The 25,033-nt window shown below is 65.7% G+C and carries 20 protein-coding genes; 11 read left to right on the top strand and 9 right to left on the bottom strand.

Going from position 1 to position 25,033, the window contains the following annotated elements; translation table 11 throughout:
• Positions 1–2: 2 nt before the first annotated feature.
• From ACR65K_RS10795 to glyA, 6 genes are read right to left on the bottom strand one after another with little or no spacing between them, the layout of a single operon-like run.
• Complete coding sequence (locus tag ACR65K_RS10795; protein ID WP_440152760.1) at positions 3–1,418, bottom strand: L-serine ammonia-lyase; 1,416 nt, start codon at positions 1,416–1,418, stop codon at positions 3–5.
• The gene (locus tag ACR65K_RS10790) at positions 1,418–2,068 is read right to left on the bottom strand and encodes a sarcosine oxidase subunit gamma (protein ID WP_440152758.1); all 651 of its coding nucleotides are present in this window, start codon (positions 2,066–2,068) and stop codon (positions 1,418–1,420) included. The genes ACR65K_RS10795 and ACR65K_RS10790 overlap by 1 nt, the downstream gene beginning before the upstream one ends.
• Positions 2,061–5,003, bottom strand: coding sequence for a sarcosine oxidase subunit alpha family protein (locus tag ACR65K_RS10785; RefSeq protein WP_440152757.1), 2,943 nt, complete (start codon positions 5,001–5,003; stop codon positions 2,061–2,063). Before ACR65K_RS10785 ends, ACR65K_RS10790 begins: the two co-directional genes overlap by 8 nt.
• On the bottom strand, positions 5,000–5,404 hold the full coding sequence (locus ACR65K_RS10780; RefSeq protein ID WP_440152755.1) for a sarcosine oxidase subunit delta: 405 nt from the start codon (positions 5,402–5,404) through the stop codon (positions 5,000–5,002). Before ACR65K_RS10780 ends, ACR65K_RS10785 begins: the two co-directional genes overlap by 4 nt.
• A 29-nt stretch (positions 5,405–5,433) precedes the next feature.
• Positions 5,434–6,654, bottom strand: a complete 1,221-nt coding sequence (locus ACR65K_RS10775; RefSeq protein ID WP_056331017.1) for a sarcosine oxidase subunit beta family protein — start codon at positions 6,652–6,654, stop codon at positions 5,434–5,436.
• On the bottom strand, positions 6,651–7,991 hold the full coding sequence (gene glyA / locus ACR65K_RS10770) for a serine hydroxymethyltransferase (protein WP_440152753.1): 1,341 nt from the start codon (positions 7,989–7,991) through the stop codon (positions 6,651–6,653). Before glyA ends, ACR65K_RS10775 begins: the two co-directional genes overlap by 4 nt.
• Positions 7,992–8,125: 134 nt before the next feature.
• Between glyA and ACR65K_RS10765 the strand changes: the two genes are divergently transcribed.
• Positions 8,126–8,785, top strand: a complete 660-nt coding sequence (locus tag ACR65K_RS10765; protein ID WP_082566672.1) for a GntR family transcriptional regulator — start codon at positions 8,126–8,128, stop codon at positions 8,783–8,785.
• A 20-nt stretch (positions 8,786–8,805) separates the two neighbouring features.
• On the opposite strand, the gene ACR65K_RS10760 is transcribed toward ACR65K_RS10765, so the two are convergent.
• Positions 8,806–9,381: an ROK family protein gene (locus ACR65K_RS10760; RefSeq protein WP_440152752.1), complete on the bottom strand. Its 576-nt coding sequence runs from the start codon at positions 9,379–9,381 to the stop codon at positions 8,806–8,808.
• Positions 9,339–9,905: a hypothetical protein gene (locus ACR65K_RS10755; RefSeq protein ID WP_440152751.1), complete on the bottom strand. Its 567-nt coding sequence runs from the start codon at positions 9,903–9,905 to the stop codon at positions 9,339–9,341. Before ACR65K_RS10755 ends, ACR65K_RS10760 begins: the two co-directional genes overlap by 43 nt.
• 197 nt (positions 9,906–10,102) lie before the next feature.
• Between ACR65K_RS10755 and ACR65K_RS10750 the strand changes: the two genes are divergently transcribed.
• The 6 genes from ACR65K_RS10750 (at position 10,103) to ACR65K_RS10725 (ending at position 18,058) form a co-directional block, all read left to right on the top strand.
• Positions 10,103–11,377, top strand: a complete 1,275-nt coding sequence (locus tag ACR65K_RS10750; protein ID WP_440152750.1) for an ABC transporter substrate-binding protein — start codon at positions 10,103–10,105, stop codon at positions 11,375–11,377.
• A gap of 39 nt (positions 11,378–11,416) precedes the next feature.
• Positions 11,417–12,355 carry a carbohydrate ABC transporter permease gene (locus ACR65K_RS10745; RefSeq protein WP_440152749.1) on the top strand — a complete coding sequence of 313 codons (939 nt, stop codon included), beginning with the start codon at positions 11,417–11,419 and terminating at the stop codon, positions 12,353–12,355.
• On the top strand, positions 12,352–13,242 hold the full coding sequence (locus ACR65K_RS10740) for a carbohydrate ABC transporter permease (RefSeq protein ID WP_440152747.1): 891 nt from the start codon (positions 12,352–12,354) through the stop codon (positions 13,240–13,242). Before ACR65K_RS10745 ends, ACR65K_RS10740 begins: the two co-directional genes overlap by 4 nt.
• A 47-nt stretch (positions 13,243–13,289) precedes the next feature.
• Positions 13,290–15,008 carry a glycoside hydrolase family 13 protein gene (locus ACR65K_RS10735; RefSeq protein WP_440152746.1) on the top strand — a complete coding sequence of 573 codons (1,719 nt, stop codon included), beginning with the start codon at positions 13,290–13,292 and terminating at the stop codon, positions 15,006–15,008.
• 190 nt (positions 15,009–15,198) lie between these two features.
• Positions 15,199–17,106 carry an amylosucrase gene (locus tag ACR65K_RS10730; protein WP_440152744.1) on the top strand — a complete coding sequence of 636 codons (1,908 nt, stop codon included), beginning with the start codon at positions 15,199–15,201 and terminating at the stop codon, positions 17,104–17,106.
• Positions 17,107–17,206: 100 nt separating this feature from the next.
• Positions 17,207–18,058, top strand: a complete 852-nt coding sequence (locus tag ACR65K_RS10725; protein ID WP_440152743.1) for a prephenate dehydratase — start codon at positions 17,207–17,209, stop codon at positions 18,056–18,058.
• Here ACR65K_RS10725 and ACR65K_RS10720 read toward each other — a convergent pair.
• Positions 18,034–19,965, bottom strand: a complete 1,932-nt coding sequence (locus ACR65K_RS10720; RefSeq protein ID WP_440152742.1) for an FAD-binding monooxygenase — start codon at positions 19,963–19,965, stop codon at positions 18,034–18,036. The two genes, ACR65K_RS10725 and ACR65K_RS10720, sit on opposite strands and share 25 nt — an antisense overlap.
• A gap of 230 nt (positions 19,966–20,195) precedes the next feature.
• Between ACR65K_RS10720 and ACR65K_RS10715 the strand changes: the two genes are divergently transcribed.
• Genes ACR65K_RS10715 through hpaD form a run of 4 tightly spaced genes read left to right on the top strand, consistent with a single transcriptional unit; the run spans position 20,196 to position 25,033 of the window.
• Positions 20,196–21,650, top strand: coding sequence for a fumarylacetoacetate hydrolase family protein (locus tag ACR65K_RS10715; protein WP_440152741.1), 1,455 nt, complete (start codon positions 20,196–20,198; stop codon positions 21,648–21,650).
• Positions 21,643–22,317: a GntR family transcriptional regulator gene (locus ACR65K_RS10710; RefSeq protein WP_440152740.1), complete on the top strand. Its 675-nt coding sequence runs from the start codon at positions 21,643–21,645 to the stop codon at positions 22,315–22,317. The genes ACR65K_RS10715 and ACR65K_RS10710 overlap by 8 nt, the downstream gene beginning before the upstream one ends.
• A gap of 48 nt (positions 22,318–22,365) precedes the next feature.
• Positions 22,366–23,904, top strand: coding sequence for a 5-carboxymethyl-2-hydroxymuconate semialdehyde dehydrogenase (hpaE, locus tag ACR65K_RS10705; RefSeq protein ID WP_440152739.1), 1,539 nt, complete (start codon positions 22,366–22,368; stop codon positions 23,902–23,904).
• A gap of 43 nt (positions 23,905–23,947) precedes the next feature.
• The gene (gene hpaD / locus ACR65K_RS10700; RefSeq protein WP_440152737.1) at positions 23,948–25,033 is read left to right on the top strand and encodes a 3,4-dihydroxyphenylacetate 2,3-dioxygenase; all 1,086 of its coding nucleotides are present in this window, start codon (positions 23,948–23,950) and stop codon (positions 25,031–25,033) included.

Genomic DNA, 25,033 nt, shown 5'->3' with positions numbered 1-25,033 from the left:
GCTCAGCACTCGATCACATTCACGGCGAGGCCTCCTCGGGAGGTTTCCTTGTATTTGGTTTTCATGTCGGCTCCGGTGTCGCGCATGGTCTTGATCGCCTTGTCCAGCGAGACCTTGTGGCTGCCGTCCCCATGCAGGGCCAGCCGGGCCGCGTTGATCGACTTCACACTGGCGATCGCGTTCCGCTCGATGCACGGGATCTGCACCAGGCCGCCCACCGGATCGCAGGTGAGGCCCAGATTGTGCTCGATCCCCACCTCTGCGGCGTTTTCCACCTGTGCCGGCGTTCCGCCGAGCACTTCGCAGAGCCCGGCCGCGGCCATCGAGCAGGCGGAGCCCACCTCACCCTGGCAGCCCACTTCGGCGCCGGAGATGGAGGCGTTAGTTTTGAAGAGGATTCCGACGGCGGCCGCCGCCAGCAGGAAGCGGACCACACCGTCGTCGTCGGCTCCTGGAACAAACTTGATGTAGTAGTGCAGCACGGCCGGCACGATTCCGGCCGCCCCGTTGGTGGGCGCGGTGACGATCCGGCCGCCGGCCGCGTTCTCCTCGTTCACGGCGAGCGCGAACAGGTTGACCCATTCCATCGCCAGCAGCGGGTCGGCCGGCGCCTGGACGGGCGACGGCGTTGCTGCCGCGGCTTCGGCGCTAGCCGCCGAGGCGGTCAGGGTGCGGAACAGTGACGGCGCCCGCCGGGTGACATTCAGGCCGCCCGGCAGGATGCCTTCGGCGTTGCAGCCGTTTTCCACGCATTCGCGCATCACGGCCCACAGGCCCAGCAGCTTCTCCCGCAGTTCCGCTTCGCTGTGCCAGGTGAGCTCGTTGGCCAGCATGACGTCGGAGATGGACATGCCTTCCCGGCTGCAGATCTGCAGCAGCTCATCGGCGGTGGAGAACGGATAGGGCAGGACGGTGTCATCCGGCACCACCTTGTCAGCGCCCGCCGCGTCGCCGTCCACCACGAAGCCGCCCCCAATGGAATAGAAGCTCCGTTCGCTCAGCACGGCTCCGGTGTGGTCCAGCGCGCGGAAGGTCATCCCGTTCGGGTGCGCCGGAAGGGACTTGCGCCGGTGGAGCACCACGTCCTCTTCCCAGTTGAAGTCCACCCGGTGGGAGCCGGCGACATGCAGTTCGGCGTTCAGCGCGGCAGCCGCCACCTGGTCATCCGCCGTGAAGGTGTTCACCGTTTCGGGTTCCAGGCCCTGCAGCCCCAGGACCACCGCCTTGTCCGAGCCGTGGCCCCGCCCCGTGGCACCCAGGGAACCGAAAAGTTCCGACTGGACGCGCACCGTGGAGGCCAGCTGGCCGTCGCCCTTCAACCCGTCCGCGAAGAGCTTGGCCGCCCGCATCGGGCCCACCGTGTGTGACGACGAGGGCCCGATGCCAACAGAGAACAGGTCAAGGACGCTGAGCGCCATCAGGGGACCTCTGGCGAGGCGTACTCCCGCATGGCGTCCAGCAGCCACCGGCCCAGGAACTCGGCGAAGGATGCGCGGGGGAAGATCCGGAAGGACTCCTCCCCCGTCTTCCACAGGATGGCCGGGATGTTGGCGATCTCCGTGGAGAAGGCGGTGCCGGCCTTGAACACCCGGGGGTGCAGGTCCAGCGAGTTGCCCTTTTCCAGGACGTCGCGGGCCCGGGGGCCGCTCAGTTCAAACGTGGTCCGGTTGGCGGAAAGGTCCACCACCTGGCCCGCGTCGCCGCCCAGTGCATCCCGGAGTGCGGGGATCAGGCCGCCGCCCAGGGATTCGTGTGCCTCGGTGGGTGCCACCACCAGGAATTCGCCCGGGCCCAGCCAAAGGACGGAGGTGTCGCCGCTGCCTGCCACGGCGCCGGACGCGGCGGGAAGGCCGCCGGTGACGGCGGCCAGGCGCGTTGCCTCGTCCGAGCCTGCGGCAACCCGGAGCCCCACCATGGTGAGGAAGGGCAGCTCGGAAAGCTCAACGGTGCCGGCCAGGGAACCGGCCGCGAACGCTTCGGCGAGCTGTTTGGCGGGGCTGACTCGGGCTGCGAGGTTCTTGTCTGCGGCGGTCTTTGCGGAGATCGGGGATGCTGCTGTTTCAGCCATCTTTACGGGTCCCTTCAGGGTCAAAAAGCACTGTTTCTGCAACAACCACGTCAACCAGCTGGTCGCCGGCGGCGGCCACCAGCGTTTCGCCGATGCGGTTGCGGCCGTTCTTGATCAGGGCCAGGCCGAAGGACCTGCCCAGGGCTGCACTGTGGTAGCTGGAGGTGACAAAGCCTTCCATCGGCACCGGCCCGTAGGCCGGGTTCGTGGAGCGGCCCTTTTCCACCAGCTGCGTGCCTTCCGGGAGCCGGAGCGACCCGTCAACGGGAAGGACGCTCACCAGGTGCTTGCGGTCCTCGCGCTGGGCGTCGGCCCGCGAGTAGGAGCGCTTGCCGATGAAGTCCTTGGCCTTGGAGACGATCCACTCCATGCCCGCGTCCTGCGGGGTGACGGTGCCGTCGGTGTCCTGCCCAACGATCGGGTAGCCCTTTTCGGCGCGGAGCACGTGCATGGTTTCCGTGCCGTAGGGGGTGATGTTGAACTCGGCACCGGCGGCAGCAACGGCTTCCCAGGTGTTAAGTCCGTACCAGGCCGGAATGTTGATTTCGTAGGCCAGCTCACCGGAGAACGAGATCCGGCAGATCCGGGCGCGCACGCCGGAGGCAAGGGTGGTTTCGCGGAAGGTCATGAACGGGAACGCCTCGGCGTCCAGCCCACCGTTGGCTGCCAGTTCCGGGGCTACCTTGGCGATGACCTCGCGGGACTTGGGACCGACGACGGCAATGGTGCTCCACTGCTCCGTCACCGAGGTGCACTGCACATCCAGCTCCGGCCACTCGGTCTGCAGCCATTCCTCCAGCCAGTCCAGGACCTTCGCGGCGCCGCCGGTGGTGGTGGTCATGAAGTAGGTGTCATCGTCCACGCGGAGGGTCACGCCGTCGTCGAAAATCATCCCGTCCGGCGTGCACATGACGCCGTAGCGTGCCGAACCCGGGGCGAGCTTCTTGAACGCGTTGGTGTAGACCCGGTTCAGGAACTCCCCCGCGTCCTTGCCGCGGATTTCGATCTTGCCCAGGGTGGTGGCGTCCATGAAGCCAACGGACTCGCGCACGGCGGCGCATTCGCGCAGCACGGCGGCGTCCATGTCCTCCCCGTCCTGCGGGTAGAACCAAGGCCGCTTCCACTGTCCAACGTCCTCGAACAGGGCGCCCTTGGCGACGTGCCAGGGGTGGATGGAAGTGATGCGGGCGGGGTCGAACAATTCGCCGCGCTGGCGTCCGGCCAGTGCCGCGAAGGCCACGGGGGTGAACGGTGCACGGTACGTGGTGGTGCCGATGTCGCCGATCCCGCGCGATGCTTCCCCAGCCGTACGGAGGGCCGCCGCGATCACGCCGATGGCGTTGACGCCGGAGGTCTTGCCCTGGTCGTTGGCGGTGCTGATGGAGGTGTACCGCTTGATGTGCTCCACGGAACGCATGCCTGCCCCGGTGGAGCGCAGCACGTCGGCTACGGACTGGTCGCGCTGGAAGTCCACGAAGTGGTGGTGCCAGTCGTCCGGGGTGCCGTTCTCCCCCGGCACCAGCCAGAGCTGGCGGGTGGGGGCGGCTGCCTTCGGCTCGGCGAGCGGGGAGGGTTCGACGGCGGACGCGAAGCCCGCGGCGATGGCCGCCTTTGCGCCGGCGGAGATGCCCTCGGCAAGGCAGTCGGCGGTGGCGAAGGAGCCGCGGCCAGAGCCGATGGTCTGCTGGCTGGGAACTTCGGTGCTGGGCACGAAGGCGGCCAGTTCGTCATCCCAGCGCAGCTTGCCCTGCCGCTGCGAGTGCAGGTGGACCAGCGGGCTCCAGCCACCGGACACAGCCAGCAGGTCGCAGGCGATCTGCTCGACGCCCGAGGTGAGTTCGCCGTCGTCGTTAATGCTGCGGACGGTGACGCCGGCCAGGCGGCCTGCGGAATCGGCGGAGGTGTTGGCCACCGCGCTGCCGATCAGCACCCGGATCCCGGATTCGACAGCGGCAGTTGCCGCGGCGGTCAGCGCGGAACGGGCGTCCACCACGGCGGCAACCTTGACGCCCGCGGCGGCGAGGTCCGCTGCCACAGAGTAGGCGCTGTCGTTGGTGGTGCTGATGACCACGCGCTTTCCGGCGGCCACCGCGTACCGGTTGAGGTAGGTGCGGACGGCCGAGGCGAGCATGATGCCGGGACGGTCGTTGTTCTCGAACACCAGGGGTCGTTCGTGCGCGCCGGGGGCCAGGACCACCTGGTTGGCACGGATGTGCCAAATCCGCTGGCGGGACACACCCGGCGCAGCAGGGCTGGTGAGGTGGTCGGTGCGGTTCTGGACGGCGATGACGTAGTTGGCGTCGTAGGCGCCGAACGCGGTGGTGCGGTTCAGGACAGTCGATTCCGCGCCGGACACGAGCTCCGCCTCGACATCGGCAACCCATTCCAGGGCCGGCTTGCCCTCGATGGTCTCGGCCAGGCCGGGAGCCGTGGAACCGGAGAGCAGCGAGCCGCCGAGTTCGGGCTGGTCATCGAGCAGCATGACCCGGGCGCCGGTGCGGACGGCTTCGCGGGCCGCGGCAAGGCCCGCGGGGCCGCCGCCGATCACCAGGACGTCGGTGTGGACATACTTCTTGTCGTACTCCGCGCGGTCATCCTCCGGATCCAGCTTGCCCAGCCCGTTCAGCAGGGTGGCCTGCAGCCCGTCCACCAGTGAGACGGTAGTGGCGGGGAGCATGGACTCGGCCACGTGGCCGGGGAACCGGGCCTCCACGCGGACCAGGGCGTTGGCTTCCTCCACCCCGGCGGACATGATGCCGCGGGCGCGGTCCTCGTAAAGGGAATTGCCGGCGGCGATGCGGCCGTTGGCAAGCAGGGCCGAGGCCAGGGTGTCACCGGGGTGTCCGGTGAACTCCTCGCCGTCGAGGGTGAAGCGCCAGGAGATGGTGCGGTCGATGCGGCCGCCGGTTGCCAGGCGGGCGTTCTGGGAAGTCACTTGGTCGCTCCTTCCGGGGCGGTGCTGCTCTGGATGCTCGTGGTGGAAATGCTGGGTCCAGCGCTTCCCGTGGTGGTGCTGTCAGGGGCGGTGCTGGCTGTCCCGGTATCGGGTGTGACGGCGCGGGAGCTGTCCGGCCGCGGCACTCCCATCGGATAGACGGCCTGGATGTCGTAGGTCACGGTGTCGCGGAGCATGTTGAACCACTGGCGGCAGCCGGTGCTGTGGACCCAGCGCTCGGCGAAGATGCCCTTGGGGTTCTCGCGGTAGAAGAGGTAGCGGGACCATTCGGTGTCGCTCAGCTCGTACGGGTTCTCCGGGTACGGGACATGGGCCTGGCCACCGTAGTGGAATTCGGTTTCGTCCCGCGGGCCGCAGTTGGGGCATGGGATCAGCAGCATGTGCGTTAGTCCTTTTCTGGTGGCGGCGGCTAGTGGGCCACGGCGGCGGCGCCGTGTTCGTCGATCAAGGCGCCGGTTTCGAAGCGTTCCAGCGAGAACGGCTTGTTCAGCGCGTGCGGGGCGCCGGTGGCGATGGTGTGCGCGAAGGTGAGGCCGGCGGCGGGGGTGCCCTTGAACCCGCCGGTTCCCCAGCCGCAGTTCACGAACATGTTCTCCACCGGGGTCAGGCCCACGATCGGGGAGGCGTCCAGGGTGGTGTCCACGATCCCGCCCCAGGTCCGGAGCACGTGGGCACGGGCAAAGATGGGGAAGAGTTCGACGGCGGCCGCCATCTGCTGCTCGATCACGTGGAAGGAGCCGCGCTGGCCGTAGCCGTTGTAGGAGTCAACGCCGGCGCCCATGACCAGTTCGCCCTTGTGGGCCTGGGAGACGTAGACGTGGACGTGGTTGGACATGACCACGGTGGGGTGGACGGGCTCGTGCAGTTCGGACACCAGGGCCTGCAGCGGGTGGGACTGGATGGGCAGCTGGAAGCCGGCCATCTCGGCCAGGACCGAGCTGTGGCCGGCGGCGGCCAGGCCCACCTTCTCGGTGTTGATGGTGCCGCGGTTGGTCTTGACGCCCACCACGCGGTTGCCGTCCTTGAGGAAGCCGGTGACCTCGCAGTTCTGGATGATGTCCACGCCCATTTCGTCGCACTTGCGGGCGAAGGCCCAGGCCACGTGGTCGTGCTTGGCGATGCCGGCGCGGGGCTGGTAGGTGGCGCCCATGACCGGGTAGCGGATGTTGTCGCGGATGTTCAGGATGGGGCAGAGTTCCTTGACCTGCTGCGGGTCCAGCCATTCGGCGTCCACGCCGTTGAGTTTGTTGGCGCCCACGCGACGGATGCTTTCGCGGACATCGCCCAGGGTGTGGGCCAGGTTCATCACGCCGCGCTGGCTGAAGAGGAAGTCGTATTCGAGTTCCTCGGGCAGGATCTCCCAGAGTTTGAGGGCGTGCTCGTAGATGGCCGCGCTCTCGTCCCAGAGGTAGTTGGAGCGGATGATGGTGGTGTTGCGGGCCATGTTGCCGCCGGCCAGCCAGCCCTTTTCCAGGACGGCGATGTTGGTCATGCCGTGGTTCTTGGCCAGGAAGTAGGCGGTGGCCAGGCCGTGCCCACCGCCGCCCACGATCACGGCGTCGTAGGAGGACTTGGGTTCCGGGTTCCGCCAGAGGAAGTCCGGGTGCTCGGGGAGGAGGTCTGCGCTCACTGGGCTGCTCCAATCAGGTCTGCTTCAGCTTCGGCCAGGCCGGCGTCGGCTGAGAGGTGCGGGTAAAGGGGGAACTTGTCAGCCAGGGCCGTCACACGGTTGCGGAGTTCCACGGCGGTGTCCCCGGGCAGGGTGCCCGTGCCGGCCGATGCGATCAGTGCGGTGGCAATGATGTCAGCAACCTCGGCGAACTCGGCGGCGCCGAAGCCGCGGGCGGCGAGGGCAGGGGTGCCGATCCGGAGGCCGGAGGAGACCATCGGCGGGCGGGGGTCGAACGGTACGGCGTTGCGGTTGACGGTGATGCCAATCCGGTGGAGGGCGTCCTCGCCCTGCTGGCCGTCGAGTTCGGAGTTCCGCAGGTCCACCAGGACCAGATGCACATCCGTGCCGCCGTTCACTACGGAGATGCCGGCGGCCTGGACGTCTTCCTGGAGGAGGCGTTCGGCCAGCAGCTTGGCGCCCTGCAGGACGCGTTCCTGGCGTTCCTTGAATTCAGGGGCTGCGGCGAGCTTGAAGGCCACGGCCTTGGCGGCGATGACGTGCTCCAGCGGACCGCCCTGCTGGCCGGGGAACACGGCGCTGTTGATCTTCTTGGCGTATTCCTCCTTGGCCAGGATCACACCGCCGCGGGGTCCGCCCAGGGTCTTGTGGGTGGTGGTGGTGACCACGTCCGCGTACGGGACGGGGTTGGGGTGCAGGCCTGCGGCAACGAGGCCGGCGAAGTGGGCCATGTCCACCATGAGGTAGGCGCCCACGAGATCGGCGATGCGCCGGAATTCGGCGAAGTCCAGCTGGCGGGAGTAGGCGGACCAGCCGGCCACGATCAGCTTGGGCTTGTGTTCCAGGGCCAGGGCTTCCACCTCGGCCATGTCCACGCGGAGGTCGGATTCGCGGACGTGGTAGGGCACCACGTTGTAGAGCTTGCCGGAGAAGTTGATCTTCATGCCGTGGGTGAGGTGGCCGCCGTGGGCCAGCGAGAGGCCCAGGATGGTGTCGCCGGGGTTCAGCAGCGCGAACATGGCGGCGGCGTTGGCCTGGGCGCCGGAGTGCGGCTGCACGTTGGCGAATTCGGCGCCGAACAGTGCCTTCACGCGGTCGATGGCGAGCTGCTCGATCACATCGACGTGCTCGCAGCCGCCGTAGTAGCGCTTGCCCGGGTAGCCCTCGGCGTACTTGTTGGTGAGCACCGAGCCCTGGGCTTCCATCACGGATGACGGAGCGAAGTTCTCTGAGGCAATCATTTCCAGGGTGGACTGCTGGCGGTGCAGTTCCTGTGCCACAGCGGCGGCGACGTCGGCGTCTACCGTGGCGAGCGAGGCGTTGAGTACGTCCTGCATTGTTCTCCTTTTGAGCCCTTGGGAGTTACTGATCCATAACTGATCTGTAACTGATATATTAGAACTGACGCAATAGTATGTTGTAGATCACGCGGCAGTCAATAGCTACCTTGGGAGAGCTGGCAATGAGCGTAATGACAGAGAACCAATTGGCCGGAGAAGGCGAGCTCTCGCTTGCGGAGCAGGCCTACCGGCACCTTCGCGATCGCCTGATCATGCTGGACATCCGGCCGGGTGAGGCGATCAACGACGGCAAGCTCGCCGCCGAGCTGGGGATCGGCCGCACGCCGGTCCGGGAAGCGCTCAAGCGCCTGGAAGGCGACCACCTCGTGGTGTCGTACCCACGCCGCGGGACGTTCGCCACCGTCGTCGACATCACCGAGCTTGCGGACGTCTCGGAACTGCGCGAGTCGCTGGAACCCCTGGCCGCGCGCCGGGCCGCCAAGCTCGCCACTCCTGCCCTGCGCAAGGAAATCAGGGAAACCGCGGCGGCCATTGCGGACATGGGTGATGAGGACGACCCCTATGACCTCATGCGGTACGACATCAAAGTCCACCGCCTGATCTACCGGGCTGCCGCCAATACGCACCTCGAGGACGTCCTGATCCGGTACGACAACCTGGCCACCCGCATCTGGTGCATGGTGCTGGAGAAGGTGCCGTCCGTGGCGGCGCACATCGCCGAGCACGTGGAACTGCTGGAAGCAGTGGCCGACGGCGATTCGGACCGGGCGGGCAAACTCGCCCTTGAGCACGTGACCAGTTTCGAACAGGCCATCCGCAGCGTCCTGTAGGTTCCAGGGCCGTCCTGGGGTCAGGAACGGACGGGCCGGGGGATGAACCCCGAAGGTTCGCGCCTGATCCTTAGCAGTGCCGACTCGATAGCACCCTTGACGACGGCTTCCGCCCCGAGGGTGCTCGCCACGAGTTCCGGCAGCGGTAGGCCGGAATCCCTGGGCAGCAGGCTGCGGGCGTGTTCCAGGACAGGTTCGATCGCGCGTGAAATCGCACCCGCGATGACGACACGCTCGATGTCGAGAAGGCTGGAGAGCACTTCCGCGATCCGCGCCAGCCGCACGCCGAGCCTGGCAATAATTTCCCGCGCCAGCGGATCTCCCCCGCCGGCGGCCCGGAAGACATCTTCAGCGCTGATGTCCCCTTCAGGTATATTGCGCAGCACCGTTGTTCCATCAAAGGAATGGATGCCCGCGCGTGCCCACTTCCGCGCAAGGGCGCCAAACCCGTCCGAGCCGCCCTCGTCGGGCACGAACTTGCTGTCCAGGGCATCCAGGAACCGCATCTCACCGGCGCCGCCCTGCCGGCCGCGAAGCAGAGACCCATCGACAATCAGGCCGGCGCCAAAGCGCTCTCCCGACAGCAAGGTGGCCACGTTGCTGACGGCTCCTGTGCCTGCTCAGCTATTGCGGCGAGATTCGCGTCGTTTTCGACGATGACATCGCCCCAAAGATGCCCGGCGAATCCCGAATTCATTAACTGCCAGAATTCCCCTCCCGCGGGGGACTGGCCGTTGGCGTCGATCGGCGCCGGGACTCCGACGGCTGTCAGCAGGACATCTTCCGGGGTGCGCGAAACATCCTCGAGAGTCAGGCGGATCAGCTCCCGTGCGCTCGCGACGCGGCCGGAGCGTCCGAGTGCATGCGAATCAATTCCCAGGCGGCGCTTGCCCAGTTCGCGGCCCCGCAGGTCGGCGACGATGGTCGTATAGTAGCCCTCCCCGGCGTCCAGGCCCACCACCACACCGGCAGCTTCGCGCAACTGATACCGCCGCGCCGGCCTGCCCTTGAGCCTGCCGGCGTCCGCGCGCGCGTCATTGAATTCCTCCAGCCAGCCGGCGTCAACAAGGCCGTCACAGACCCCAAGCACCGTGGCACGTGTCAGTCCGGTCGCAGCCATGGCCTCTCCTGCCGTGAACACCTGTTCCTGCAGGGCAAAACGCAACAGTGCCCCTGAGTTGATCTGCCGTAACAGTTGGGTCGAGCTCGCCGTAGTTCCGTCCACCCCTTGACGATAGACCCTGCGTCCCCCATCCTCGTATAGGACCTAAATATAAGATCCATATAAATTCTTAGAGAGCCCATGAGGAGCCGACGTTGCCACCTTTGCCGCCCGCCGGGAGACCACTCTCCCGACGCACCTTCCTCGCTGCTGCCGGAGGTGCGCTCACCGCTTTCGGATTGGCCGGCTGCGCCCCGTCCGGTACTGCGCCGACCATCACGTTCCACCAGTCAAAACCGGAGGCAGTTCCCTACTTTCGGGACCTGGCCGCCAAGTTCACCGCCTCACAGGACCGCGTCCGTGTCCTGCATGACATGGCCACGAACCTCTCTGCCAGCTTCGTCCGCAGCAGTCCCCCGGACCTCGGATGCCTCAACTACAACCTCGAGATGGCCCGGTTCATGGAGCGGGGGGCACTTTCGGATCTTTCCGACCTCCCGGCCGCGGCTTCCATCCGGGACGACGTCCTCGACCTCACCAACTGGTACCCGACCTACGCGGGGCGCACCAGCGTGATCCCCTATTCGGTCATGGCGGCCTCCGTGATCTACAACCGCCGCATCTTCGAAGAGAACGGGCTGGCCGTCCCTACAACGTGGGATGAACTGATCGAGGTCTGCGAGCGGCTCAAGGCGGCCGGCATCACGCCGATCTACGGCACCTTCCGTGATCCCTGGACAGTGGCACAGGGTTTGTTCGACTACACGGTGGGCGGAATGATCAACGTGCGTGACTTCTATAAGTCAATGCACGCCGCTGGCACGAACGTGGGACCGGACTCGGAAGTGTCGTTCCAAAAGACGCTGCTTGAGCCGGTGAAGCGCATGGTCGAGCTGACCAAGTACGTCAATCCCGATGCCGCGAGCCGCGGCTACGGAGACGGCAATACCGCCATGGCGCAGGGCCAGGCAGCCATGTACTTCCAGGGACCGTGGGCCTTCGGGGAGATCGAGAAAGCCGGCAAGGACCTGGATCTGGGAACCTTCCCGCTGCCCATGACCGGTGATCCCGCAGATCTGAAGGTCCGGGTCAACATCGACCTCTCGCTCTGGGTACCCGAGGTGGCCAACGGGCAGCAGGGAGCCCGCGACTTTCTTCAATACCTCATGCAGCCGGAGATCCAGAACCCTTACAACGCCAAATTCCTGGGTTTCGGCACCACCAAAGACGCACCGCCGGTAACCGACCCCCGCATCGTTGAGATGCAGAAGTACTACGACGAAGGCCGCTTCTACATGGGTGCCTCACAGTTCATTCCGAACTCCATCCCGGCGGCGAACTACATCCAGTCGATCATCGGCGGCGCCGACGCCGAGGGCACGCTGCGCAGGATGGACGCCGACTGGGCGCGCCTGGCGTTCCGGGCATAACCACACTTTTCGATTCACAGCATGAAACGAGGACCATCCATGTCATCAATGACGAGACCTTCCATCAGGGCGGAGGTGGCGCCACCACCGGCAACTGAAGCGGCTAGGGCAGGCAGGAGCCGCGTCGATCCGCTCTACTACCTCTTCCTGTTGCCCTCCCTGGTAATCTTCACGCTCGCCGTCACGCTGCCTGCCGTGCTCGGGTTCATCTACAGCTTCACGAACTCCGTGGGCTTCGGTGACTTCGATTTCATCGGCGTCCGGAACTTCATCGCGGTGTTCCGCGATGAAGGCGTCCTGGGCGCTTACGCCTTCACACTCACCTTTTCGCTCGTCACGGTCATCGTCGTGAACGCCGTGGCTTTCCTCCTGGCCCTGGGCCTGACGTCCCGCGTGCGGTTCCGTGCTGCGCTGCGCACGGTATTCGTCATCCCGATGGTGATCTCCGGCATCGTCATCGCCTTCGTTTTCCAGTACCTCTTCTCGAACTCGCTGCCCCTGTTCGGCCAAAGCACCGGTATAGAGCCGCTGGCCACCAGCCTCCTGGCCAACCCCAACCTCGCGTGGCTTGCGATCGTCTTCGTCACGGCCTGGCAGTCCATTCCGAGCGCCATGCTGATCTACATCGCGGGGCTCCTCACGGTCCCTCCCGAGGTTTACGAGGCGAGTTCCATCGACGGGGCATCGCCCTGGCAGAACCTGCGGCACATCACCCTGCCGCTCATTGCCGGATATGCCGTGATCAATACGGTCCTCGGCTTCAAGAACTACCTCAACGCCTACGACATCATCATCGGCCTTACCGACGGCGGTCCAGGCGTCGCCACACGGAGCGTCGCCATGTCAATCTTCCGCGGCTTCGAAGGCGGCGATTATGCCTACCAGATGGCCAATGCCGTGATCTTCTTCCTCATCAGCATCGTCATCGCACTCATCCAGCTTCGCTTCACCCGTGGCAAAGGAGGGATCGCAGCATGAGCAGCGCACCCAGCACCATCCCCGTAAAACCCGTCGCGGCAGGAAAGGGACAGCGGATCCCCGCCGGCCCGGAACGTACCCAGTGGCCCGCCACCATCATCCTCATCGTTTGCACGCTCAGTGTGCTCGTCCCGCTGTATGTCACCATCAGCATGGCATTCAAAACCACTGGCCAGGCCGTGGACGGCAACGCCTTCTCACTGCCAAGCCCGCTGACCTTCGACAGCTTTGCCCAGGCGTGGACGCTCACGAACTTCCCCCGGGGCTTCGGGATTTCCGTGTTCGTGTCAGTGATCGCCGTTACAGGCGAAATCATCGTTTCGGCACTGGCGGCCTATGCCATCGTCCGCAACTGGGACCGGCGGCTCTTCCGCTGGTCCTTCTTCTACCTGCTGGCGGCGATGTTTATCCCGTTCCCGGTGGTGGCGCTGCCGCAGATCCAGCTCACCGGCCTCGTCGGGCTCGATAACCCACTGGGCGTGGCCATCCTGCACATCGTTTTTGCCCTGGCATTCAACACCATGCTGTTCACTGCTTTCCTGCGGTCGATCCCCCTGGAGTTGGAGGAAAGCATGCGCATGGACGGCGCCGGAACCTGGCAGGTGTTTTGGAAGCTCATCTTCCCCCTGCTCGGACCAATGAGCGCAACCGTGGGCATCTTCGCCTTCATCGCATCATGGAACGACTTCATGATGCCCTCACTGATCATTTCCGACCCGGAACTGCAGACCATCCCGGTACTGCAGAAGATCTTCCAGACCCAGTTCAGCAACAGCTACAACGTTGCCTTCGCCTCCTATCTGATGGCCATGGCCCCCGCCATCATCGTTTACCTGTTTACCCAGCGTTGGGTGATGTCCGGCCTTACCCAGGGCGCCGTCAAGTAACTCCTGACCAAAACACCGAACTCCAGATGAAACTGAAGGAACCGATCTTGCCCACCATCACCACCCAGGCAACGCACAGCAATGCCAGCATCATGGCCGACCCCAACTGGTGGCGGCAGGCCGCGGTCTACCAGATCTACCCCCGCAGTTTTGCGGACTCCAACGGGGATGGCATCGGCGACCTGAAGGGTATCACCGCCAGGATTCCATACCTGAAGGACCTGGGCATCGACGCCGTCTGGCTGAGCCCGTTCTACCCCTCCGCCCTCGCCGACGGCGGCTATGACGTGGACGACTACCGCAACGTGGATCCCAAGCTGGGCACCCTGGACGACTTCGACGAAATGGCCAACGCCTTAAAGACAGCCGGCATCAAGCTGATCGTGGACATTGTCCCCAACCACTCCTCCAACCGGCACCAGTGGTTCCAGGAAGCCCTCGCCTCGCCCAAAGGCTCCGCAGCGCGCAACCGGTACATCTTCCGTGACGGGCTGGGCGACAATGGCGAGCTGCCGCCGTCGGACTGGGATTCGGTGTTCGGCGGTCCCGCGTGGGAGCGCATCACCGAGCCCGACGGCACCCCGGGGCAGTGGTACATGCACATATTTGCCAGGGAACAGCCCGACTTCAACTGGGACAACCCCGAAGTCCGCGCAGACTTCCTGAAGACTTTGCGATTCTGGGCGGACCGGGGCGTGGACGGCTTCCGCATCGACGTCGCCCACGCACTGACAAAGAACCTCGAAGAAACCCTGCCCACCAAGGCGGACCTCGAAGCCCAGGGCGAGGCGCTGTATCTTGCAGGACAGCATCCGTATTGGGACCGCGATGAGGTTCATGGGATCTACGCCGAATGGCGCCGGCTGTTCAACGAATACAACCCGCCGCGCACCGCCGTCGCCGAAGCCTGGGTGCATGCTGACCGCCGTGCGCGCTACGCCAGCCCGGAGGGTCTTGGCCAGGCCTTCAACTTCGACCTGCTGCAGGCGGACTTCGACGCCGGGCAGTTCCGGACGACCATCGTCAAGAACCTGGCAGAAGCCCAAGCATCAGGCGCTTCGTCCACTTGGGTGTTCTCAAACCACGATGTAGTCCGGCATGCCACGCGCTATGGCCTTCCCGCGTCCGAGCCTTCGGCCGGCGGCGAGATCATGGCCGGGCAGGCGGGCAAGCGGTGGCTGCTGGCCGGCGGCAGGCAGGATGACGTCGACGTGGAGCTCGGCCTGCGCCGCGCCCGCGCTGCATCGTTGTTGATGTTCGCCCTTCCAGGTTCGGCATACCTGTACCAGGGCGAGGAACTGGGACTGCAGGAAGTCGGCAGCGAAATCCCCGACTCTGCCCGGCAGGACCCTGCGTTCTTCCGGAACAAGGGCGTGGACATCGGCCGCGACGGCTGCCGGGTCCCCCTGCCGTGGACCTCCGGGGGCGGCTCGTTCGGTTTCGGCCCCGGCGGCTCGCACTTGCCGCAGCCGGAATGGTTTGCCGGCAACTCAGTGGAAGCCCAGGAAGGCCAGGAAGATTCAACCCTGTCCCTCTACCGCCGCGCGTTGGCCCTGCGGCGGCAACTCCAAACCGCCGAGACGCTGGAATTGCTGGAATCCGGCAGGGACGATGTCCTTGCTTTCCGTCGCCCCAACGGCTGGACCTCCGTGACGAACTTCGGCACGGAATCCTTCGAACTGCCCTCCGGCAGGCTGTTGGTCTCCAGTTCCCCGTTCAAGGGAGACCTCCTGCCGGGCGCGACCACTGCCTGGATTCAGGCGTAGCACTATCAGGTTGGGGAACCATACCCACCACAGGGCCGGTTGGCCGGGACCATATTCCGCGGAAATGGTCCCGGCCGGCCGCGCCATCCACAACGTATTCCCTCCGTCCCCACCCCTTCGAGTGTGGCGTGGGATACTTCCGTAAAATATCGCCGGAGGAGCCGGCGGGCGTTGGAAAGGGCCGGTCAACATGCAGGGATCCGTTAATGAGGACGAAGAGGCGCGCCGGTCAGTGCTCGCAACACTGGCGCGGGAGCGGGACCTCGGCCTCCATACGGATCCGGACTTCGACCGGCGGCTTGAGGAGCACTTCCCCACGCTTCGCAGTCTCTTCCACTCGCTCTACGGCGCCCGGCAGGACTGGCTGGAACAGTTGTCCGCGCTGGTGGTCCAGAGCGCACGGTCGTGGCAGGAGCGCTCCCCGGAGCTGAAGGCGCTGGACGCCGAACGCGAGGAGACGCCGGAGTGGTTCCAGTCCAACGGGATGCTGGGCGGTGTCTGCTACGTGGACCGCTACGCTGAAAGCCTGGAAGGGGTGCGCAGCCGCATTCCCTACTTCAAGGAACTGGGCCTGACCTACCTGCATCTGATGCCGCTGTTCCTGGCGCCCGAACCGCACTCGGACGGCGGCTACGCGGTGTCCAGCTACCGTGAGGTCAACCCGAAACTGGGCACCATGGACCAGCTCCGGGATCTGGCGGCGGAACTGCGCGCCAACGGGATCAGCCTGGTGGTGGACTTCATCTTCAACCACACCTCGGACGAACATGTGTGGGCGCGGAAGGCTGCCGCGGGCGACCCGGAGTACAGCGATTACTACTGGATATTCCCTGACCGGACCATGCCGGACGCCTTCGAGGCGGACGTGCGCGAAATCTTCCCCGAGAACCACCCCGGATCCTTCATCCAGATGGACGACGGCCGGTGGGTCTGGGCCACGTTCCACACCTACCAGTGGGACCTGAACTACTCCAACCCGGAGGTCTTCCGGGCCATGGCGGCCGAGATGCTGTTCCTGGCAAACCAGGGCGTGGACATCCTGCGCATGGACGCAGTGGCCTTCATCTGGAAGCAGCTGGGCACCCCCTGCGAAAACCTTCCCGAGGCCCACACGCTGCTCCGGGCCTTCAACGCGGTCTGCCGGCTGGCCGCACCGTCGCTGCTGTTCAAGTCCGAGGCCATCGTGCACCCGGACGAGGTGGCGCTCTACATCGATCCCAAAGAGTGCCAGCTTTCCTACAACCCACTTCAAATGGCGCTGATCTGGGAGTCCCTGGCCACCCGGGACGTTTCCCTCCTGTCCCAGGCGCTCGAACGCAGGCACAACATCCCCGACGGCACCGCCTGGGTGAACTACGTCCGCAGCCACGACGACATCGGCTGGACCTTCGCCGATGAGGACGCGGCAGAACTGGGCATCAACGGCTTTGACCACCGCCGCTTCCTGAACTCCTTCTACGTCAACCGGTTCCCGGGCAGCTTCGCGCGCGGCGTCCCGTTCCAGGACAACCCCAAGACGGGTGACTGCCGGATTTCCGGCACGACGGCGTCCCTGTGCGGCATGGAGGTTGACCCGGCTGAGGCGGTGGAACGGATCCTCCTGGCCCATTCGGTGCCGTTCAGCACCGGCGGCATCCCGCTGCTGTACCTGGGCGACGAAGTGGGCCAGGTCAACGACTACTCCTACGCGTCCGAGCCGGGCCACGAGGCGGACAGCCGCTGGGTGCACCGGCCGCACTTCCCCGCCGAACAGTACGCCCGCCGTGACGATCCCACCACCCCGGAAGGCGCCGTGTACGCGGGATTGAAGCGGATGATCGAGGTCCGGGCCGGCACCCCCGAACTGGCAGGAACCGAAATGGTCGATTTCCGCACGAATAACCGCTCGGTGCTGGCCTACCAGCGCCCGGGCGAGGAAGAAAGCATCGTCCTTGCCCTCGCCAACTTCGGCGACTCAGCCCAGACCCTTCCTGCGGAAACCTTTGCTGGTTTCGCTGCCGCCGCCGTCGACCTTCTCTCCGAGGCCACCCTGCAGCTGGACGACGGCGTCACCCTCCTCCCCCGGCAATACCTCTGGCTCCGCGTCACCCCCGCCTAACCCCAACTAAGTAGCGCCAAGTGTCGTTATGGGCGCCCATAACGACACTTAGCGCTACCCAGTTGGGCGGGTGGGGGCGGGACGTGAAACCATACGGATCATGGCCTCCAAGATTGCGTACCAGGGTGAGCCCGGCGCCAACTCCAATATCGCGTGTCAGCAGATGTTCCCGGACATGGAAAGCGCGCCGTGCGCCAGCTTCGAGGACGCCTTTGAACTGGTCACCACCGGCGAGGCGGACCTGGCCATGATCCCCATCGAGAACTCCATCGCCGGCCGGGTGGCGGACATCCACATCCTGCTGCCCCAGTCCAACCTGCAGATCGTGGGCGAGTACTTCCTGCCCATCCACTTCGACCTGCTGGGCATCCCGGGCAGCACCATCGAGGGCGCCACCGAGGTGCACAGCCACATCCACGCATTGGGCCAGTGCCGGAAGCTGATCCGCGAGCATGGCCTGAAGCCGGTCATCGCCGGCGACACCGCCGGGTCCGCCCGGGAAGTGGCCGAGTGGAATGATCCGCGCAAGCTCTCCCTCGCTCCCCCGCTGGCCGCGCAGATCTACGGCCTGGAAGTGCTGGCCTCCCGCGTGGAGGACGATCCCTCCAACACCACCCGCTTCGTGGTCCTGGCCCGGGAAACGGCGCTGCCGGCCCGGGACGAACTTCCCGGGCCGGCAGTCACCAGCTTCGTGTTCCGTGTGCGCAACGTTCCCTCCGCCCTGTACAAGGCGCTGGGCGGGTTCGCCACGAACGGCGTGAACATGACCCGGCTGGAGAGCTACATGGTGGGCAACGAGTTCGCCGCCACCATGTTCATGGCCGACGTGGAAGGGCACCCCGAGGACCTGCCGCTGAAGCTGGCCCTCGAGGAACTGGACTTCTTCACCACGGAGGTACGGATCCTCGGTGTGTACCCCGCGGCTGACTACCGGGCGGCAGCCACCGCCTGACGCGGCTGTGCGGGTGCCGCCTTGGTGAGGGGCTTGAGCAGCGGCCCGAAGAACGCGCCGAGCTCCGCCGTTGCCGTCAACGGCAGGACGTTGGCCACGTACTGGTCAGGGCGGACCACCACCACGGCGCCGGCACGGTCGATGCCGCGCAGTTCGAAGATGTCCGCAGTGGGGTCCGTTGCGTACACCTTTTCGTAGTCCGTGAGCTTGAACGGGCCCACCTGCGGCTTGAACACGGCAGGCACGGCACCGATGTCGACGGCGGTGTGCGGCTGCTGGTAGATGACCTTCAGGTCGAACCACGCATCCGGGTCGGCGCCGGCAGGCGTGGCAGCCAGCGGAGATTCGGGTGCGTTAACAAACCACTCGGCAAGCTTGTCCGCGGTGGAATCCGTGCCGGGCAGGGCCTGGTCCGCGAAGACGTAGATCCGCCAGCGGCCGTCAGCCGTGGCGTGGTGGCCCAGGTGGATGGGGTTGGTGTCACCCACGCGGACGGCGGGTGCGGACTTGAACCGCTTGCCTACGGGGAAGCCGGTGGCAAGGCCCTGGTGGTCCGCCGAACCGATAATCAGGGACGGCGCGTACTGGGTCATGAAACCTGCGGGGAACTCGGCGGTCTGCACATAGAAGTCCTCGAGGTCTGAGGGGTGCTCGAACTCCTCCGGCTTCTTGGCCATCATGGTGGACCACTCCTTGTCGAAATCGATCAGGTTCTTGGCCACCACCTGCCGCTCCTCCGAGTAGGTGGACAGCAGGCTTTCCGGGCTCCGGCCCTCCAGCACGTGCCCCAGCTTCCAGGCGATGTTGAATCCGTCCTGCATGGACACGTTCATGCCCTGCCCGGCCTTGGCGCTGTGGGTGTGGCAGGCGTCGCCGGTGATGAACACGCGCGGGGTGCGGGTGCCGCGCTCCGCCGGCAGGACGTCGTCGAACCTGTCCGTCAGGCGGTGGCCCACCTCGTACACGCTGTGCCATGCCACGTTCCGCACATCCAGCGTGTACGGGTGCAGGATTTCGTTGGCCTTGGTGATGATCTGCTCGATGCTGGTGTTGCGGACGTCGTGGTGGGTGGCAGGATCCACTTCGCCCAGGTCCACGTACATGCGGAACAGGTAGCCGCCCTCCCGCGGAATCAGCAGGATGCTGCCTTTTTCGGCCTGGATGGCGCACTTGGTGCGGATGTCAGGGAAGTCGGTGACGGCCAGGACGTCCATGACGCCCCAGGCGTGGTTGGCCTGGTCCCCCGCCAGCGTGCAGCCGATGGCCGTGCGCACCTTGCTGCGGGCTCCGTCGGCCCCCACCACGTACTTTGCACGGACTGTCCGTTCCTGGCCCTCGTTGGGTCCGGCGGTGTGAAGCAGCGTCACGGTGACCGGGTAGTCGCCCTCGGTGCCGACCGTGAGGCCCTGGAAGTCATAGCCGTAGTCGGGCTTGAGGCGGGTGGGTGAGTTGGCGGCAAACTCCGCAAAGTAGTCCAGCACCCGCGCCTGGTTGACGATCAGGTGCGGGAATTCGCTGATCCCCGTCTCGTCGTCCACGGCGCGTGCGGCGCGGATGATGTTCGCGTGGTTTGCGGGGTCCGGCTTCCAGAACGCCATCTCCGTGATGCGGTAGGCCTCGGCGATGATCCGCTCTGCGAATCCGAAGGCCTGGAAGGTTTCGACGCTGCGCGCCTGGATCCCGTCAGCCTGTCCGATGGCAAGGCGGCCGGGACGGCGGTCGATGATCCGGGTGGAGACATTGGGGAACATGGACAGCTGCGCGGCGGCGAGCATTCCGGCGGGGCCGGTGCCGACGATGAGCACGTCCACTTCCTCCGGGAGCTCCTCGGGGCGGTTCAGGCCGACGCCGGCCGCCGGCTGGACGCGCGGGTCACCGGATACATATCCGTGGTGGTGGAACTGCACGGGCTTTCCTCACTTCTTTGTGGATGACTCTCGCTGAATGTGTTCTATATCAGAACAACTGATTCGATAATCGAAAACAATAAACTTGATCTCCACTGTACGCCGGATGTGACGGGGACGACAAGTGGCTCCGAAGACGCCATAAAAACGCCGGAAATCCGGGGGTTGACGGGAGCTGGAAATCGATGGATAGTGATCGTATACGATTTCGTACCTGATGAGGAGATGCTTTGGAGCAGGTCAACGGCGACACCCTGGCAGCAGCACGCAAGGTGGTCGCAGTGCACATCAACTACCCCAGCCGGGCTGCCCAGCGCGGCCGCACTCCGGCGCAGCCGTCCTACTTCCTTAAGCCTTCCAGCTCGCTGGCTGTCAGCGGAAGCCCCGTCGAGCGCCCGGCAGGCTGCGAACTGCTCGGCTACGAAGGCGAAATCGCGCTCATCATCGGCAAGGCCACGCGCCGCGTTTCCATGGAAGACGCCTGGAGCCACGTTGCCGCCGTCACGGCCAGCAACGACCTCGGCGTGTACGACCTCCGGTGGGCGGACAAGGGCTCCAACCTCCGGTCCAAGGGTGGCGATGGCTTCACCCCTTTGGGCCCGGCACTGATTCCGGCAGACGCCGTCGACCCTGCCAACCTCCGGATCCGCACCTGGCACAACGGCCAGCTGGTCCAGGACGACACCACGGAAGACCTCCTCTTCCCGTTCGCCCGGCTGGTGGCTGACCTTTCCCAGCTGCTCACCCTGGAGGAGGGGGACATCATCCTCACCGGCACCCCGGCCGGCGCCTCCGTGGCCAAGCCCGGCGACGTCCTGGAGGTGGAAGTCTCCGCGGGTGACCTCACCACGGGGCACCTGGTCACCACGGTTGAGCAAGGCACGACGGCGTTCGCTGAGTTTGGTGCCCAGCCCAAGGTGGATGACCTGCAGCGGGAGGAGGCCTACGGGTCCCGCGAAGCCGCAGGGCTCCCCGCACCCCAGCCCGCCCTCTCCGCCGAGTTGAAGGCCAAGCTCGAGTCGGTCGCCACGGCCACCCTGTCCTCACAGATGCGCAAGCGCGGCCTTAATAACGTCAGCATCGACGGGCTGCAGGCCACCCGGCCGGACCGCCGCGTGGTGGGACTGGCCCGGACGCTGCGCTACGTGCCCAACCGCGAGGACCTCTTCAAGACCCACGGCGGCGGATTCAACGCCCAGAAGCGCGCCATCGACTCCGTCAACGAGGGCGAAATCCTGGTCATGGAAGCCCGCGGCGAAAAAGGAACCGGCACCGTCGGCGACATCTTGGCCCTGCGCGCCCAGGTCCGCGGCGCCGCAGCCATCATCACCGACGGCGGTGTCCGCGACTACACCGCGGTGGCCGGGCTGGAGATGCCCACCTACTTCGCCAACCCGCACCCCGCCGTGCTGGGCCGCCGCCACATTCCCTGGGACACGGACATCACCATCGCCTGCGGCGGCGCCACGGTCCAGCCCGGCGACATCATCGTGGCCGATTCCGACGGCATCCTGGTGATCCCGCCGGCCATCGCCGAAGAACTCGTGGCGGACTGCATCCAGCAGGAAAAGGAAGAAACGTTCATCTTCGAGATGGTCAAGCAGGGCAACAGCGTGGACGGCCTCTACCCCATGAACTCCGATTGGCAGGCGAAATATAAGGAATGGGCTGGCAGTAATGACTGAAACCATGGCCGAGCTCTCTGAGGCCACTCCCGGCAGCAAGTCCGAACAGGCCTACCAGGCCGTCAAGGCGCGCATCGTGGAGGGCACCTACACTCCCGGTTACCGCCTGGTCCTGGGCACCATCGCCAAGGATCTCGGCTTCAGCGTGGTGCCGGTCCGGGAAGCGATCCGCCGGCTGGAAGCCGAAGGCCTGGTGACGTTCGAACGCAACGTCGGCGCCACCGTGGCGGGGATCGATCCCACCGAATACCTCTACACCATGCAGACCCTCAGCATCGTGGAGGGTGCCGCAACAGCACTTTCGGCACCGTTGATCGATAGCCAGTCCATCGCCCGGGCCCGTGCCGTGAACCAGGAGATGCGCGAGTGCCTGGAGCACTTCGACCCGGTGCGCTTCACCCAGCTCAACCAGGACTTCCACAGCGTCCTGTTCGAACACTGCCCCAACCCGCACATCCTGGACCTGGTCCACCGCGGCTGGAACCGGCTGGCCGCGCTCCGCTCTTCCACCTTCCGCTTCGTCCCCGGCAGGGCACGCGACTCGGTGGAGGAACATGAAAACCTGCTGCACCTCATCGAGACCGGGGCGGATGCAGACGACATCGAAAAGGCGGCCCGCCGGCACCGCACCGCCACCCTGGACGCTTACCTCGCCCAAACCACCTAGTACGCAAAAGACCACTTGTACGGACAGAACCCAGTTAGGACTTCAACGATGACGACCTCGGTAGAAACCACCAAGCACCACGTTCCGGATGACCTGCCCACCCACATCCAGCACTACATCAACGGCCAGTTCGTGGACTCCGTCTCCGGCAAAACCTTCGACGTCCTGGACCCGGTCTCCAACCGGAACTACGCCACCGCCGCTGCCGGCCAGAAAGAGGACATCGACCTCGCCGTCGCCGCCGCGCGCGAAGCGTTCGTGAGCGGCCCCTGGCCCAGGATGAAACCCCGCGAACGCGCCCGGGTCCTGAACAAAATCGCCGACGCCGTCGAGGCCCAGGAAGCCCGGCTCGCCGAACTGGAAACCTTCGATACCGGCCTGCCTATCACCCAGGCCAAGGGCCAGGCCCTGCGCGCGGCGGAGAACTTCCGGTTCTTCGCGGACCTGATCGTGGCCCAGTTCGATGACGCCATGAAGGTTCCCGGCTCCCAGATCAACTACGTGAACCGCAAGCCCATCGGCGTCGCCGGGCTCATCACGCCGTGGAACACCCCGTTCATGCTGGAGTCCTGGAAGCTCGCCCCGGCCCTGGCCACCGGCAACACCGTGGTCCTCAAGCCCGCCGAGTTCACCCCCCTCTCCGCATCGCTCTGGGCCACCATCTTCAAGGACGCCGGACTGCCCGACGGCGTCTTTAACCTGGTCAACGGCCTGGGCGAGGAAGCCGGCGATGCCCTGGTCAAGCACCCCGACGTGCCGCTGATTTCCTTCACCGGCGAAACCACTACGGGGCAGACCATCTTCCGGAACGCGGCGGCCAACCTCAAAGGCTTGTCCATGGAACTCGGCGGCAAGTCCCCCTGCGTGGTGTTCGCCGACGCCGACCTCGACGCCGCGATCGACTCCGCACTCTTCGGTGTCTTCTCCCTCAACGGCGAGCGCTGCACCGCCGGTTCCCGCATCCTGGTAGAGCGCGCCATTTACGACGAGTTCTGCGAAAAGTACGCCGCCCGGGCCAAGAGCATCGTCGTCGGCGACCCGCACAATCCCAAGACCGAGGTGGGCGCCCTGGTCCACCCCGAGCACTACGAAAAGGTGGCCTCCTACGTGGAGATCGGCAAGTCCGAAGGCCGGCTCCTGGCCGGCGGCGGACGGCCGGAAGGCCTCCCCGAAGGCAACTACATCGCACCCACGGTGTTCGCCGACGTCGCCCCCGACGCCCGGATCTTCCAGGAGGAGATCTTCGGGCCCGTCGTTGCCATCACCCCGTTCGAGAACGACGACGAAGCCCTTGCCCTGGCCAACAACACCAAGTACGGCCTCGCCGCCTACATCTGGACCCAGAACCTGACCCGCGCCCACAACTTCTCCCAGAACGTGGAGGCCGGCATGGTCTGGCTGAACAGCCACAACGTCCGCGACCTGCGCACCCCGTTCGGTGGCGTGAAAGCCTCGGGCCTGGGCCACGAGGGCGGTTACCGCTCCATCGACTTCTACACCGACCAGCAGGCCGTGCACATCACGCTCGGCAGCGTCCACACCCCCAAGTTCGGCAGCATCGAAGACTCCGCCGCCAACGAAGGCTGACCCCTTACTTCCTGAAGAACCTGCTCAAAGAAGAGAGACCATCATGACCAACTTCGTTCCCACCCCCACCGTCCCGGCACCGGACATTGTCCGCTGCGCCTACATGGAAATCGTGGTCACCGACCTCGCCAGGTCCCGCGAGTTCTACGTGGACGTCCTGGGCCTGCACGTCACCGAGGAAGACGACAACGCCATCTACCTCCGCTCCCTGGAGGAGTTCATCCACCACAACCTGGTGCTCCGCAAGGGCCCGGTGGCCGCCGTCGCCGCCTTCGCTTACCGCGTGAAGTCCCCCGCCGAAGTGGACGCCGCCGAGGCCTACTACAAGGAACTGGGCTGCCGGGTGGAACGCCGCAAGGAAGGCTTCACCAAGGGCATTGGCGACTCCGTCCGCGTCGAGGACCCGCTGGGCTTCCCCTACGAGTTCTTCTACGACGTGGAGCACGTGGAGCGACTCACCCAGCGCTACGACCTCTACTCCGCCGGCGAACTGGTCCGCCTGGACCACTTCAACCAGGTCACCCCCGACGTCCCCCGCGGCCGCGCCTACCTCGAAGACCTGGGCTTCCGCGTCTCCGAGGACATCAAGGACGCCGACGGCGTCACCTACGCCGCGTGGATGCACCGCAAGCAGACCGTGCACGACACCGCGCTGACCGGCGGCAACGGACCCCGGATGCACCACGTCGCGTTCGCCACGCACGAGAAGCACAACATCATCCAGATCTGCGACAAGATGGGCGCCCTGCGCATCAGCGACCGGATTGAACGCGGCCCCGGCCGGCACGGCGTGTCCAACGCGTTCTACCTCTACATCCTGGACCCGGACGGCCACCGCATCGAGATCTACACCCAGGACTACTACACCGGCGACCCCGACAACCCCACCATCACCTGGGATGTCCACGACAACCAGCGCCGCGACTGGTGGGGCAACCCCGTCGTCCCCTCCTGGTACACCGAAGCCTCCCTCGTCCTGGACCTCGACGGCAACCCCCAGCCCGTCATTGAACGCGAGGAAAAGTCCGAAATGGCGGTGACGGTTGGTGCCGACGGCTTCTCCTACACCCGCAAGGAAGGCTCCCCCGAAGGCGACCGGACCGGCTTCAAACTGGGAGTGCAGGTCTAG

It is taken from the genome of Arthrobacter sp. SAFR-179, from assembly GCF_059414945.1.
This window is presented reverse-complemented; position numbering and strand designations above follow the sequence as displayed.